The sequence below is a fragment of the Shigella sp. FJ200513 genome (assembly GCF_040495915.1).
GTDB lineage: Bacteria > Pseudomonadota > Gammaproteobacteria > Enterobacterales > Enterobacteriaceae > ECMA0423.
On the sequence record NZ_JBDYCV010000002.1, the window covers coordinates 59,681 to 74,221 of the forward strand.

13 protein-coding genes are annotated in these 14,541 nt (G+C 50.8%); 7 read left to right on the top strand and 6 right to left on the bottom strand.

The window, feature by feature from the left end; genetic code table 11:
- Nucleotides 1-42 precede the first annotated feature (42 nt).
- Entirely contained in the window at nucleotides 43-1,116 is a 1,074-nt protein-coding gene (locus tag ABZJ92_RS00980; protein ID WP_000810295.1) for an acyltransferase family protein, read from the bottom strand.
- 261 nt (nucleotides 1,117-1,377) lie between these two features.
- Here ABZJ92_RS00980 and lolC point away from each other — a divergent pair, with 261 nt between their 5' ends.
- From lolC to cobB, 5 genes are read left to right on the top strand one after another with little or no spacing between them, the layout of a single operon-like run.
- The gene (gene lolC, locus ABZJ92_RS00985; RefSeq protein WP_005048048.1) at nucleotides 1,378-2,577 is read left to right on the top strand and encodes a lipoprotein-releasing ABC transporter permease subunit LolC; all 1,200 of its coding nucleotides are present in this window, start codon (nucleotides 1,378-1,380) and stop codon (nucleotides 2,575-2,577) included.
- The gene (gene lolD, locus ABZJ92_RS00990; protein ID WP_001033710.1) at nucleotides 2,570-3,271 is read left to right on the top strand and encodes a lipoprotein-releasing ABC transporter ATP-binding protein LolD; all 702 of its coding nucleotides are present in this window, start codon (nucleotides 2,570-2,572) and stop codon (nucleotides 3,269-3,271) included. The genes lolC and lolD overlap by 8 nt, the downstream gene beginning before the upstream one ends.
- On the top strand, nucleotides 3,271-4,515 hold the full coding sequence (gene lolE / locus ABZJ92_RS00995; protein ID WP_001251390.1) for a lipoprotein-releasing ABC transporter permease subunit LolE: 1,245 nt from the start codon (nucleotides 3,271-3,273) through the stop codon (nucleotides 4,513-4,515). The genes lolD and lolE overlap by 1 nt, the downstream gene beginning before the upstream one ends.
- A 28-nt stretch (nucleotides 4,516-4,543) precedes the next feature.
- Entirely contained in the window at nucleotides 4,544-5,455 is a 912-nt protein-coding gene (gene nagK / locus ABZJ92_RS01000; protein WP_000291255.1) for an N-acetylglucosamine kinase, read from the top strand.
- A gap of 15 nt (nucleotides 5,456-5,470) precedes the next feature.
- Complete coding sequence (gene cobB / locus ABZJ92_RS01005; RefSeq protein WP_000952739.1) at nucleotides 5,471-6,292, top strand: Sir2 family NAD+-dependent deacetylase; 822 nt, start codon at nucleotides 5,471-5,473, stop codon at nucleotides 6,290-6,292.
- Between the two features lie 155 nt (nucleotides 6,293-6,447).
- Here cobB and potD read toward each other — a convergent pair whose 3' ends face one another.
- Genes potD through potA form a run of 4 tightly spaced genes read right to left on the bottom strand, consistent with a single transcriptional unit; the run spans nucleotide 6,448 to nucleotide 10,259 of the window.
- Entirely contained in the window at nucleotides 6,448-7,494 is a 1,047-nt protein-coding gene (gene potD / locus ABZJ92_RS01010) for a spermidine/putrescine ABC transporter substrate-binding protein PotD (RefSeq protein ID WP_000759317.1), read from the bottom strand.
- Entirely contained in the window at nucleotides 7,491-8,285 is a 795-nt protein-coding gene (gene potC, locus ABZJ92_RS01015; protein ID WP_000580316.1) for a spermidine/putrescine ABC transporter permease PotC, read from the bottom strand. The genes potD and potC overlap by 4 nt, the downstream gene beginning before the upstream one ends.
- Nucleotides 8,282-9,139 carry a spermidine/putrescine ABC transporter permease PotB gene (gene potB, locus ABZJ92_RS01020; RefSeq protein ID WP_000799401.1) on the bottom strand — a complete coding sequence of 286 codons (858 nt, stop codon included), beginning with the start codon at nucleotides 9,137-9,139 and terminating at the stop codon, nucleotides 8,282-8,284. Before potB ends, potC begins: the two co-directional genes overlap by 4 nt.
- Nucleotides 9,123-10,259 (bottom strand): spermidine/putrescine ABC transporter ATP-binding protein PotA, encoded by a 1,137-nt coding sequence (gene potA, locus ABZJ92_RS01025; protein ID WP_000531594.1) that lies wholly within the window; start codon nucleotides 10,257-10,259, stop codon nucleotides 9,123-9,125. Before potA ends, potB begins: the two co-directional genes overlap by 17 nt.
- A 249-nt stretch (nucleotides 10,260-10,508) precedes the next feature.
- On the opposite strand from potA, the gene pepT reads away from it, so the two are divergent.
- Nucleotides 10,509-11,735 carry a peptidase T gene (gene pepT, locus ABZJ92_RS01030; RefSeq protein ID WP_000359445.1) on the top strand — a complete coding sequence of 409 codons (1,227 nt, stop codon included), beginning with the start codon at nucleotides 10,509-10,511 and terminating at the stop codon, nucleotides 11,733-11,735.
- 48 nt (nucleotides 11,736-11,783) lie between these two features.
- On the opposite strand, the gene roxA is transcribed toward pepT, so the two are convergent.
- Nucleotides 11,784-12,905, bottom strand: coding sequence for a [50S ribosomal protein L16]-arginine 3-hydroxylase (gene roxA, locus ABZJ92_RS01035; protein ID WP_001295435.1), 1,122 nt, complete (start codon nucleotides 12,903-12,905; stop codon nucleotides 11,784-11,786).
- 248 nt (nucleotides 12,906-13,153) lie between these two features.
- Here roxA and ABZJ92_RS01040 point away from each other — a divergent pair, with 248 nt between their 5' ends.
- Nucleotides 13,154-14,383, top strand: a complete 1,230-nt coding sequence (locus tag ABZJ92_RS01040; RefSeq protein WP_000085257.1) for a tyrosine-type recombinase/integrase — start codon at nucleotides 13,154-13,156, stop codon at nucleotides 14,381-14,383.
- The last annotated feature ends 158 nt before the right edge of the window (nucleotides 14,384-14,541 follow it).

Below are 14,541 nucleotides of genomic sequence, written 5' to 3' on the forward strand. Positions count from 1 at the left end.
ACATGGTTTAGCAAATTGAATCGCCCCGGCTGGGGTGATGGTTTAACGAGAGTAACTGACGGCAGCGGGCAGTGAAGGCGGGGAGAACAACAGATCGCTGAATGCACGCTGTGAAAGTTTTCTTACCAGCAAGCCCGCAACAGTACAGATGAACAAACTGACAAAGGGATAAACCAGCAGGAGTGTCAGTTCGACTTGCGGCGACCAGCGTGCTGCGTTCATTTGCGCAAGCAGAGTTAAGCTGAATATTTCAACCAGAATGCGATGGGTGGTGTAGATAGCAATGGTGTTGGAGCCAATCACATTCAGCAGGCTGGTGGAGCGCATACCGAATCGTTGCTCGTACTGATAAAACAGCTTCATGATCACCACAATCGATACCAGCGACAACAGCAGCGAGATAGTAAACAACCAGGCACCGACCGCCAGAACGGTAAGCAAAGAAGCCATCAGCAGATGGCGGCGCAACGGCACCTCTTTAACACAGGTCATTATTGTTGCGCCAAACCATGCGCCAAGGCTGTAATAAGGCAAATTGCGTATCACACTGTTCATTCCCCACCACGGCGTGGGAACGAAATTAACCGCCACACTCAGCAGTACAAACAAGGCGAATAGTGGCAGCGCCAGACGGCTAAAAATTTTACATACCACGAAATAGACAATTAACGCATACAGATACCACAAGCTGGTGCTGGCGGTGATCATCCCGTGCAGGAACTCACCGGTGGAATCGGCATAAGCGGCATTGGAGGCATTGCTTAAATCGCGCTCAGGTGCCAGCCACTGGTTCAGCGCACTTAACGCCAGCCACTGCACCACGCCCCAAAGCGCCAGCACCCAGAAGATGTTCCAGATCCGTTTATCGAGACAATTTCCCCACGGTACGCTGTCGATATAGCGGCGAATCAAATAGCCGGATATAAAGAAAAAAACCGGCATACGAAAGGGGGCAAGGTAAAGATTGAAATAGATCCAGCATTTGCTCAGGACTTCCGATAACGGATGCTGAAAAGTGGTCATATGCGGATAAAAGGTAATGACCGAGTGATAAATCACCACCAGACAAATACATAACCCTTTGATCTGGTTAATCCATAGCTCTTTTTGTTTCATCAGAACAACACGCTCTTTTTTAATTTACATGCGGTTGATCCTGCTGGTTATGACCCGAGGTGTAATGGGTATCTGTCTGTATTGGATGATTTTTCAGATTAAGATCAGGCGGCAAGATTGATGATAAAATATGGCAATTTAGCCGATTGATTTACGGGGGCTTTTCAGATTAGCCCTGACGATCACTTACAGTTCAGACGTTTACCCATCTTGCTTTCGCTTATATACTCGTGTCTTTGCTACAGCAACCAGACGGATTTCATGTACCAACCTGTCGCTCTATTTATTGGCCTGCGTTACATGCGTGGGCGTGCAGTGGATCGCTTCGGTCGTTTCGTCTCCTGGCTTTCTACCATCGGCATTACCCTCGGGGTGATGGCGCTGGTCACAGTATTGTCAGTGATGAACGGCTTTGAGCGCGAGCTGCAAAACAACATCCTTGGCCTGATGCCACAGGCAATTCTCTCTTCTGAGCATGGCTCTCTTAACCCGCAGCAACTCCCGGAAACGGCAGTCAAACTGGACGGCGTTAATCGCGTCGCACCTATTACTACCGGTGATGTGGTACTGCAAAGCGCGCGCAGCGTGGCGGTCGGGGTGATGCTCGGTATCGACCCGGCGCAAAAAGATCCACTAACGCCGTATCTGGTCAATGTGAAACAAACTGACCTCGAGCCGGGGAAATATAATGTCATCCTCGGCGAACAACTTGCCTCACAGTTGGGCGTCAATCGCGGTGATCAAATCCGCGTGATGGTGCCATCTGCCAGCCAGTTCACGCCGATGGGGCGTATTCCAAGTCAGCGCCTGTTCAATGTGATTGGCACTTTCGCCGCCAACAGTGAAGTCGATGGCTATGAAATGCTGGTGAATATTGAGGATGCCTCGCGTCTGATGCGTTATCCGGCAGCCAATATTACCGGCTGGCGTTTGTGGCTGGATGAGCCGCTGAGAGTTGACTCTTTAAGTCAGCAAAAACTGCCTGAAGGCAGCAAATGGCAGGACTGGCGTGACCGTAAAGGCGAGCTGTTCCAGGCCGTACGCATGGAAAAAAATATGATGGGCTTACTGCTGAGCCTGATTGTCGCTGTTGCGGCGTTTAACATTATTACCTCGCTGGGGCTGATGGTGATGGAGAAGCAGGGCGAAGTCGCGATCCTGCAAACGCAAGGCTTAACTCCGCGACAAATCATGATGGTCTTTATGGTGCAAGGGGCTAGCGCCGGGATTATCGGTGCAATCCTCGGAGCGGCGCTTGGCGCACTGCTTGCCAGCCAGTTAAATAATCTGATGCCGATAATCGGCGTCCTGCTTGATGGCGCGGCGCTGCCGGTGGCTATCGAACCTTTACAGGTCATTGTTATTGCGCTGGTGGCGATGGCTATCGCGCTGCTGTCTACGCTTTACCCTTCATGGCGCGCTGCCGCCACACAACCCGCTGAGGCTTTACGTTATGAATAAGATCCTGTTGCAATGCGACAACCTGTGCAAACGCTATCAGGAAGGCAGTGTGCAAACCGATGTGCTGCTCAATGTCAGTTTCAGCGTGGGCGAAGGTGAAATGATGGCAATTGTCGGTAGCTCTGGTTCCGGTAAAAGTACCTTGCTGCACCTGTTAGGCGGGCTGGATACGCCAACCTCCGGCGATGTGATCTTTAACGGTCAGCCGATGAGCAAACTGTCTTCAGCGGCGAAAGCAGAACTGCGCAACCAGAAGCTGGGCTTTATTTATCAGTTTCACCACCTGCTGCCGGATTTTACTGCCCTGGAAAACGTGGCTATGCCACTGCTGATTGGCAAGAAAAAGCCCGCTGAAATCAACAGCTGTGCACTGGAGATGTTAAAAGCGGTGGGGCTGGAGCATCGTGCGAATCACCGCCCATCTGAACTTTCTGGCGGCGAACGCCAGCGTGTAGCGATTGCCCGTGCGCTGGTCAATAATCCGCGTCTGGTACTGGCGGATGAACCTACCGGTAACCTCGATGCGCGTAACGCCGACAGCATCTTCCAGTTGCTTGGGGAGTTGAATCGCTTGCAGGGCACCGCTTTCCTGGTGGTCACTCACGACCTGCAACTGGCGAAACGTATGAGCCGCCAACTGGAAATGCGTGATGGACGTCTGACGGCGGAACTGAGCCTGATGGGGGCGGAGTAATGGCGATGCCTTTATCGTTATTGATTGGCCTGCGTTTTAGTCGCGGACGGCGACGCGGCGGCATGGTGTCGCTAATCTCTGTCATTTCTACCATTGGCATTGCCCTCGGCGTGGCGGTATTGATCGTCGGCTTAAGCGCGATGAACGGCTTTGAACGCGAACTGAATAACCGCATTCTGGCGGTGGTGCCGCATGGCGAAATCGAAGCGGTAAATCAGCCATGGACTAACTGGCAGGAAGCACTGGATAACGTGCAGAAAGTGCCGGGTATTGCCGCCGCTGCGCCGTATATCAATTTCACCGGTCTGGTGGAAAGTGGAGCGAATCTGCGCGCAATCCAGGTGAAGGGCGTTAACCCACAACAGGAACAGCGTCTGAGCGCATTACCCTCGTTTGTTCAGGGGGATGCGTGGCGCAATTTTAAAGCGGGCGAACAGCAAATTATCATCGGCAAAGGCGTGGCGGATGCGCTGAAAGTGAAGCAGGGCGATTGGGTGTCGATCATGATCCCCAACTCGAATCCCGAGCATAAACTGATGCAGCCAAAACGTGTGCGTTTGCACATTGCCGGTATTTTGCAGTTGAGTGGTCAACTCGATCACAGTTTTGCCATGATCCCGCTGGCGGATGCCCAACAATATCTTGATATGGGTTCCAGCGTGTCAGGTATTGCCCTTAAAATGACGGATGTTTTCAACGCCAATAAGCTGGTACGCGATGCGGGTGAAGTGACCAACAGCTATGTTTATATTAAAAGTTGGATTGGTACTTACGGCTATATGTATCGCGATATCCAGATGATCCGCGCCATTATGTATCTGGCGATGGTACTGGTGATTGGCGTGGCCTGTTTCAACATCGTCTCCACCTTAGTGATGGCGGTGAAAGACAAGAGTGGCGATATCGCAGTATTAAGAACGCTGGGGGCGAAAGATGGTTTAATTCGCGCCATCTTTGTCTGGTATGGATTGCTGGCAGGGCTGTTCGGCAGCCTGTGTGGGGTGGTTATCGGCGTAGTTGTTTCACTGCAACTTACCCCGATTATTGAGTGGATTGAAAAGCTGATCGGTCATCAGTTCCTCTCCAGCGATATTTATTTTATTGACTTCCTGCCATCGGAATTGCACTGGCTGGACGTCTTCTACGTACTGGTCACAGCATTGTTGCTGAGTCTTTTGGCAAGTTGGTATCCGGCGCGGCGCGCCAGTAATATTGACCCTGCGCGAGTCCTTAGCGGCCAGTAAAGGCAGTACATTAAAACAAGGAGCGGCAATGTATTACGGGTTTGATATTGGTGGAACAAAAATTGCGCTTGGCGTGTTTGATAGCGGTCGGCAGTTGCAGTGGGAAAAGCGGGTGCCGACACCGCGTGACAGCTATGACGCATTTTTAGATGCAGTGTGTGAGCTGGTAGCTGAAGCTGACCAACGTTTTGGCTGTAAAGGTTCTGTCGGCATCGGTATTCCGGGAATGCCGGAAACAGAAGATGGTAAGCTGTATGCCGCTAATGTCCCCGCTGCCAGCGGCAAACCGCTGCGTGCCGACCTGAGCGCACGTCTTGATCGCGATGTACGCCTTGATAACGATGCCAACTGTTTTGCCCTTTCAGAAGCCTGGGATGATGAATTTACGCAATATCCACTGGTGATGGGGTTAATTCTCGGCACCGGCGTTGGCGGCGGGCTGGTTTTCAACGGCAAACCGATTACTGGTAAAAGCTACATTACCGGCGAGTTTGGCCATATGCGTCTGCCGGTTGATGCGTTAACCATGATGGGGTTGGATTTCCCGTTACGCCGCTGCGGCTGTGGTCAGCATGGCTGCATTGAAAATTATCTGTCTGGTCGCGGTTTTGCGTGGCTGTATCAACACTATTATCATCAACCGTTGCAGGCTCCCGAAATTATTGCGCTTTATGATCAAGGCGATGAGCAGGCAAGGGCGCACGTTGAGCGTTATCTGGATTTATTAGCGGTTTCTCTGGGAAATATCCTGACCATTGTTGACCCTGACCTGGTCGTCATTGGTGGTGGCTTATCGAATTTCCCGGCAATCACAACGCAACTGGCGGACAGGTTGCCTTGTCATCTCTTACCTGTAGCTCGTGTTCCACGCATTGAACGCGCGCGCCACGGTGATGCGGGAGGAATGCGTGGTGCGGCCTTCCTACATCTAACCGATTAAACAACAGAGGTTGCTATGCTGTCGCGTCGGGGTCATCGGTTAAGTCGTTTTCGTAAAAATAAACGTCGCCTGCGCGAGCGTTTGCGTCAGCGTATTTTTTTCAGAGATAAAGTGGTGCCGGAAGCAATGGAAAAACCAAGAGTACTCGTACTGACAGGGGCAGGAATTTCTGCGGAATCAGGTATTCGTACCTTTCGCGCCGCAGATGGCCTGTGGGAAGAACATCGGGTTGAAGATGTGGCAACGCCGGAAGGTTTCGATCGCGATCCTGAACTGGTGCAAGCGTTTTATAACGCCCGTCGTCGACAGCTGCAGCAGCCAGAAATTCAGCCTAACGCCGCGCATCTTGCGCTGGCTAAACTGCAAGACGCTCTCGGCGATCGCTTTTTGCTGGTAACGCAGAATATAGACAACCTGCATGAACGCGCAGGTAATACCAATGTCATTCATATGCATGGGGAATTGCTGAAAGTTCGTTGTTCGCAAAGTGGTCAGGTTCTCGACTGGACCGGAGACGTTACGCCAGAAGATAAATGCCATTGTTGCCAGTTCCCGGCACCCTTGCGCCCGCACGTCGTTTGGTTTGGCGAAATGCCACTCGGCATGGATGAAATTTATATGGCGTTGTCGATGGCGGATGTCTTTATTGCCATTGGTACTTCCGGGCATGTCTATCCGGCGGCTGGGTTTGTACACGAAGCCAAACTACATGGTGCTCACACCGTTGAACTGAATCTTGAACCGAGTCAGGTTGGTAATGAATTTGCCGAGAAATATTACGGCCCGGCAAGCCAGGTGGTGCCAGAATTTGTTGAAAAGTTGCTGGAGGGATTATAAAGCAGGAAGCATTGCCTGATGCGCTACGCTTATCAGGCCTACAAGCGGACCACAATACCGACGAAAGAGCGGGATAAAACTTTACTGTCCTGACTCATTAGCCACATCCTTGCTAACTAAAAAACGGGCGGTAATACCACCGCCCGCTTGCTGAATTAACGTCCTGCTTTCAGCTTCTGATAATACTCTTCATAAATGCTGCTGGCTGCGCCAACGTCATTCTGCCATTCGCCATTTTTAATGGTTTCAGCATCCGGGTAGAGCGTCTTATCGTTTGCCACTTCTGGACTTAACAGCTTACGCGCCGCAAGGTTTGGCGTTGGATAACCGATAGTTTCAGCAACCTGTTTTGCCACATCCGGGCGCAGCAGGAAGTTGATCAATTTCAGCGCGCCTTCTTTGTTTTTGGCATTTGCCGGGATCGCCAGGCTGTCCATCCAGAATATGCCGCCTTCTTTCGGCCACACCACGTCAATAGGCGTACCCGCCTGGCGTGCAACGAAAGCAGAACCGTTCCAGATCATGCCGAGGTTAACTTCGCCTTCCATGTACGGGTTAGCCGGGTTATCGGAGTTAAACGCTGCGACGTTTGGCATCAGTTTTTTCAGCTCGTTATATGCAGCTTCAATCTCTTTCGGATCGGTGGTGTTACCGGAGTAGCCCAGCTTACGCAGCGCCATCTGGAACACTTCACGGGCATCGTCGGTCAACAGCAGGCTGCCTTTGTACTCTGGCTTCCACAGATCGGCCCAGCTGGTGACAGATTTCGGATCCACCGCATCACCGTTAACACCAATCGCCGTCGCACCCCAGATATACGGAATGGAGTAGTCGTTATTCGGGTCAAAAGGCTTGTTGAGCATGTCTGGATCGAGATTGCTGAAGTTCGTTAACTTCGACTTGTCGATCTTCTGGATCATCCCCTCTTTACGCATTTTATCGACGTAATAGGTTGAAGGAACCACCAGGTCATAGGCACCGTCTTTGTACGTTTTCAGCTTGGCGTACATGGTTTCGTTCGACTCGTAAGTCGAATAGATAACCTTAATACCGGTTTCTTTGGTGAACTGTTCAAGCAGTCCTGGCGGCACGTACTCGGTCCAGTTGTAGAAATACAGCGTGTTGTTGTCATCGGCGTGAGCGGCGCTCATGCCCAGTGCCAGAGCACCCGCCGCGAGCAGGTGGCGTGACCATTTTTTCATTTAACGTCCCCTGTGTTACCTTTCGTTTTATCACGAGCAATAAGCTGGCTGGCAATAACCATCACCAGCGACAGCACCAGTAATATGGTTGCCAGCGCGTTAACTTCCGGCGATACGCCGACTTTGACCATCGAATAAATTTTTAACGGCAGAATTTCATAACTTGGTCCGGTGACGAATGAAGAAACTACCACATCGTCCATCGACAGGGTAAAGCTTAACACCCAGCCCGCCGCCACCGCTGGCATTGCCAGTGGCAGAATGATTTTTCGCAGAATGGTAAATTCGCTGGCACCGAGATCTTTCGCCGCTTCCAGCATCCGCACGTCAAAACCTTTCAGGCGCGAATACACCGTCACCACCACAAATGGCAGGCAGAAGGTGATATGCGAGAACAGCAGCGACCAGAAGCCAAGCTGAATACCCAGCAGCATAAACAGCACCAGCAGCGAAATTGCCATCACGATATCTGGTGACATCATTACCACAAACAGCATTCCGCTAACGAACGGCTTACCGCGAAAGCGATAACGGTACAGCGCAACTGCCGTCAGTGAACCGATAAGCGTAGCAAACGTCGCCGAAAACACCGCCATTGTTAGTGAATGCTGCGCTGCCTGTAACAGGCTGTCGTTGTTCATCAGCAGGCTATACCATTTGGTGGTAAAACCCTGCCAGTTGATGCCAAAGCGCGAGCTGTTAAAGGAGTTCACAATCAAAATAATGATTGGGATATACAGGTACGCGTAGATAGCGGTCATAAAACCGCCGCGAAGCAGTCGACCGATCATTCGAGTTCCACCTTCTTATTCAGCAAACGAGAAGCGCGCCAGTAAACCAGCAACATCAGGCCCATTACGATAGTCAGCGTAATGCTGGTGGCTGCACCAAACGGCCAGTCACGAATATTGAGGAACTGTACCTTGATGACGTTACCGATCAGCAGGTTTTTCGCACCGCCCATCAGGTCGGACACATAGAACAGGCCCATCGCTGGCAGCATCACCAGCAGACATCCGGCAATAATCCCCGGCATCGTCAGTGGAATAATGATGCGGATAAAAGTCTGTAACTTGCTGGCACCGAGATCGCGCGCCGCCTCAAGCAACGGCTTATCCAGTTTTTCGATACTGGAGTACAGCGGCATCACCATAAACGGCAGCAGAATGTAAACCAGACCGATAATCACCGCACTGGGCGTGAACATGATACGGATTGGTGTGTCGATAACGCCCAGCCAGAGCAAAAACTCGTTGAGATAGCCTTTGGTGCTGAGGAAAATTTTCAGCCCGTAGATACGAATCAATGAGTTGGTCCAGAACGGAACAATCAGCAGAAACAGCAGCAGCGGACGCACCTTGTGTGGCAGCTTCGCCAGAAACCAGGCAAATGGATAGCCCAGCACCAGGCAGGCGAGGGTGGCGATCAGCGCCATATTCAGCGAGTGCAATAGCACTTCAAAATAGAGCGGATCGAGCAGACGCGTGTAGTTATCCAGTGTAAAGACCATTTTGACGAAACTGGCGTCGTCGCGGGTCAAAAAGCTGGTGCCAATGATCATCAGGTTGGGCAGAAAGACAAACAACACAAGCCAACCGACAATAGTGACAATCACTACATTCTGGAACTTACTTGTGTTCTTCATCAGCCAGTACGACCTCCCAGCTTTCTACCCAATTAATGGCCATTTTTTGGTCGAGAGAGTGGTCAAAGTCAGGATCGTCTTCATTGAAGAATTCGCTGACCATCACCATCTTGCCATTTTCCAGTTCAACAACCGACTCCAGCGTCATGCCTTTGTAGTTACGCTCACGAACGTAACCAATCAGCCCTTCAGCGTGGTTGTCGTCGTTAATCTCTTCAACACGTAAGTCTTCCGGGCGCAGCAGAACATGCAGTTTTTGCCCCGGTTCAACGGCGAAGTTAACGTAGATATTACATTCGCGGCCTTCAACGTTGGCGCGTACGCGCTGCTCGTCGAGTCGCTCGATCACCGTGGCGTTAAACATATTAATTTCGCCAATGAACCCGGCAACAAACAGGTTTTTCGGCTCTTCGTAGATTTCACGCGGCGTGCCGTCTTGCTCAATGCGACCATCGCGCATCACCACAATCCTGTCCGACATGGTGAGTGCTTCTTCCTGGTCGTGAGTCACGAAAACGAATGTAATGCCAAGCTTACGCTGTAACGCTTTCAGCTCGTTCTGCATTTGCTTACGCAGTTTGTAATCCAGCGCTGAGAGCGACTCATCCAGCAACAACAGACGAGGCTTGTTAACCACCGCTCGAGCAATGGCGACGCGTTGCTGTTGACCACCAGAGAGCTGATGCGGTTTACGTTGAGCGAAGGTTTCCAGCTGCACCATCCGCAGGGCTTCCATCACGCGGGGCGTAATTTCAGCAGCGGGGGTTTTTTGCATGCGCAACCCAAAGGCCACATTTTCGAACACGGTCATGTGGGGGAAAAGTGCATAGCTTTGGAAAACAGTGTTCACATAGCGGTTTTCCGCCGGAACGTGGGTGATGTCCTCGTTATCCAGCATGATGCGTCCGGAATCAACAGTTTCCAGACCTGCAATCAGGCGAAGAACGGTTGTTTTACCGCAGCCAGAAGGGCCAAGCAGCGTGAGGAACTCGCCATTGTTGATAGTCAGATCCAGCTGGGGAATGACCTCTTTACCATCAAAGCATTTGCGAATTCCCGCCAATTGCACCAGCGGTGAAAGCGAACTCGGTTGTTTATTCAATTTTTTACTCTGTCCCATGTAAACGCAACGGATGGCTTACCGATGCGGGGTTTGTGGTTAACCACCTTGGTGACTCCTAATGAGGGCGGTAATTCTACGGCAAACCGCTTGAATCGCCAATCTTTGTTGTGAATTACTGGCTTAGCTTTATATTCATTAAGGTAATGCTGATAAATATTCCCGCTTGCAGGGGTAAAAGTGACCTGACGCAATATTTGTCTTTTCTTGCTTCTTAATAATGTTGTCACAAAAAGTGAGGGTGACTACATGGATAAACTACTTGAGCGATTTTTGAACTACGTGTCTCTGGATACCCAATCAAAAGCAGGGGTGAGACAGGTTCCCAGCACGGAAGGCCAATGGAAGTTATTGCATCTGCTGAAAGAGCAGCTCGAAGAAATGGGGCTTATCAATGTGACCTTAAGTGAGAAGGGCACTTTGATGGCGACGTTACCGGCTAACGTCCCTGGCGATATCCCGGCGATTGGCTTTATTTCTCATGTGGATACCTCACCGGATTGCAGCGGCAAAAATGTTAATCCGCAAATTGTTGAAAACTATCGCGGTGGCGATATTGCGCTGGGTATCGGCGATGAAGTTTTATCACCGGTTATGTTCCCGGTGCTGCATCAGCTACTGGGTCAGACGTTGATTACCACCGATGGTAAAACCTTGTTAGGTGCTGATGACAAAGCAGGTATTGCAGAAATCATGACCGCGCTGGCGGTATTGCAACAGAAAAACATTCCGCATGGTGATATTCGCGTCGCCTTTACCCCGGATGAAGAAGTGGGCAAAGGGGCGAAACATTTTGATGTTGATGCCTTCGATGCCCGCTGGGCTTACACTGTTGACGGTGGTGGCGTAGGCGAACTGGAGTTTGAAAACTTCAACGCCGCATCGGTCAATATAAAAATTGTCGGTAACAATGTTCATCCGGGCACGGCGAAAGGAGTGATGGTAAATGCGCTGTCGCTGGCGGCACGTATTCATGCGGAAGTTCCGGCGGATGAAAGCCCGGAAATGACAGAAGGCTATGAAGGTTTCTATCACCTGGCGAGCATGAAAGGCACCGTTGAACGGGCCGATATGCACTACATCATCCGTGATTTCGACCGTAAACAGTTTGAAGCGCGTAAACGTAAAATGATGGAGATCGCCAAAAAAGTGGGCAAAGGGTTACATCCTGATTGCTACATTGAATTGGTGATTGAAGACAGTTACTACAATATGCGCGAGAAAGTGGTTGAGCATCCGCATATTCTCGATATCGCCCAGCAGGCGATGCGTGACTGCGATATTGAACCGGAACTGAAACCGATCCGCGGCGGTACCGACGGCGCGCAGTTGTCGTTTATGGGATTACCTTGCCCGAACCTGTTCACTGGCGGTTACAACTATCATGGTAAGCATGAGTTTGTGATTCTGGAAGGTATGGAAAAAGCGGTGCAGGTGATCGTCCGTATTGCCGAGTTAACGGCGCAACGGAAGTAAGCGAAAAGGGATGCGGCATGTGATGCTGCATCCGGCTTAAATCCAAACTTACCCTTCGAAGAACCAATACCCGCTATTGACCAGCGCCGCGAGCATCGCGAGGAATGACGGATCTTCCAGCGCATCGCCAAAATTCTCCGCAGTCAGCGCAATGTTGCTGGCGAGTGCATCCAGTGCCGGACGGTGCGGGGAATCGATCTTCTCACCATTGGCATACACGTCGTCGCCAATGCGCAATACGCGCAGACCACCCAGGCGCACCAGCACATCACCTTGTTTCAGCGCATCGTAGATTTCATCTGGCTGATAAGGCGGTTCCGGCGGCGCGATATCCAGTTCATGACGTGACTGGGATATAAACTCGCCAAACCATTGCTTAAAGTGTTCCGGCTGGTTGATCAATTCGAGCATCATCTCACGCAGTTTATCCATCTCTTGCGGCAGAACATCCGCAGGATGAGCACGAGGTGGAACATCCGGATCGCTGTAGTAGTTGCCGCCCAGTTCACGTTGCAGCACATAATCGGCAAATCCGCTAATTAATTCCCGCGTATTTGGCGCGCGAAAACCCACGGAATAGTTCATCGCATTTTCCAGCGCGTAGCCTTCATGCGGGAATCCTGGCGGAATATAAAGAATATCACCAGGCTCCAGCTCTTCATCGATGATGGCTTCGAACGGATCGACCTGTAACAGATCCGGATGTGGGCAGTGCTGTTTCATTTGCAGCTTTTCGCCCACTCGCCAGCGACGACGTCCGGTACCCTGAATGATAAACACGTCGTACTGATCGAGATGCGGGCCGACGCCGCCGCCAGGTACAGAAAAAGAAATCATCAGATCATCAATACGCCAGTCCGGTAGTTCACGGAACGGTCGCATCAGCGCGGCGGTCGGCTCATGCCAGTGGTTTACTGCCTGTACCAGTAATGACCAGTTGGTTTCACCGAGATGATCGTAGCTTTCGAACGGGCCGTGGCTGACCTGCCATTTGCCATCCTGGTGACTGACCAGTCGACTGTCAACTTCGCTTTCCATCGCCAGACCCGCCAACTCGTCTGGAGAGATCGGGTCAATAAAATTATTAAAGCCGCGTTTTAACACCACCGGGCGTTTCTGCCAGTGACGTTCAAGAAAATCGGGCCAGTTAAGAGTGAGTTGGTATTCCATGTTAAGCATCCACAGGCTGGTATCTGCAACCGATTATAACGGATGCTTAACGTAATGCGTGAAGTATGGACATATTTTATCAATTAGTGTTTTTTGCCGTTTCATAATGTTTCAGATTGTTCATTATGTTTTTGATTATAAACAGATTTGTGATTTTCCTTGTTCCAGCTTGTTTCACGTTGTAGCCCTTTGTGCAACGATCGGTGTAGTTAATGGTGTAGTTAATTGTGATGACCGGAATCAAAATTATGAGCAGAGCACTTAACAAACTGAGCGATACACAGCTGAGGAAAATCAACGGCACACCCGCCCAAAAAACAGCCTTTCTTAATGACGGTGGAAACCTGAGCGTCAGGCATTCAACCAGTGGCCTTTTAACCTGGTATTTCACTTACAGGGCCGGAACGGGAAGGGGGGCACCACCGGAACGCATTAAGCTGGGAAATTATCCTGATCTGAGCCTGAAATCAGCCAGGGAAAAAGCCGCCCAGTGTCGCGCATGGCTGGCAGAGGGGAAAAATCCACGTCATGAGCTTAATTACACCGTACAGGAAGCGTTAAAGCCGGTAACGGTTGGCGATGCGCTCACCTACTGGCTTGAGTCGTACGCAAAGGAAAACCGCGTGGATTATGCCGCCCTGAAAAAGCGCCTTAATAATCACGTAATACAGCACATTGGTGCTATGCCGCTGGATAAATGCGAGCTACGGCACTGGCTGGCCTGTTTTGACCAGGTGGCAAAGCGAACGCCTGTTACTGCCGGATTCTTGCTACAGACGTGCAAACAGGCGCTTAAGTTCTGCCGGAGGCGGCGCTATGCAATCAGCAACGTTCTTGATGATATGAGTGTGGCGGACGTTGGGAAAAAACCGGATATAAGCGAGCGTGTCTTAAGCACCAAAGAACTGGGCGAATTATTGCAGGCACTGGACAAAAAAATATTCTCCCCCTACTACATCGCGTTAATCCGCCTCCTGATTGTGTTCGGATGCCGGACGGTAGAACTGAGGTTATCGGAGATCAGCGAGTGGGATTTTACCGAAATGCTCTGGACCGTGCCGAAAGAACACAGCAAAACGAAGGTGGCAATATTCCGGCCCATACCGGAAGCAATACTGCCGTTCGTCACGCAGCTGGTGGAGCAGAACAGGCACACGGGCTTATTGCTGGGGGAAGTGAAACAGGAAACAAGCGTGTCGCAGTACGGCAGATTAGCGCACAGGAGGCTAAATCACCCTCACTGGTCACTACATGACATCCGGCGCACCTTTACAACGATGCTGAACGATTTAGGCGTGGATCCTCACGTCGTGGAGCAGCTTACAGGCCACCAGATGCCAGGAATGCAGCGAGTTTATAATCATTCCCGTTATCTGGATGCTAAACGCAATGCGCTGGATATGTGGACGGAGCGGTTAGGGATACTGGCGGGAACACATGAAAACGTAACCACGCTACCAGTAGCCAGAAGAAAATAATTTTTTTCGTGTTTTTTCAGTATGCGCATACTGGATATGCGAACAGATACAACGTGCAACAATGAGCAACAATGCGGAACAACTACGAACAAGAGGTGAAAAAGTGTACAGATTTATAAGTAGCTGATTTTTAATGTGTTACTGATTTTTTATACACT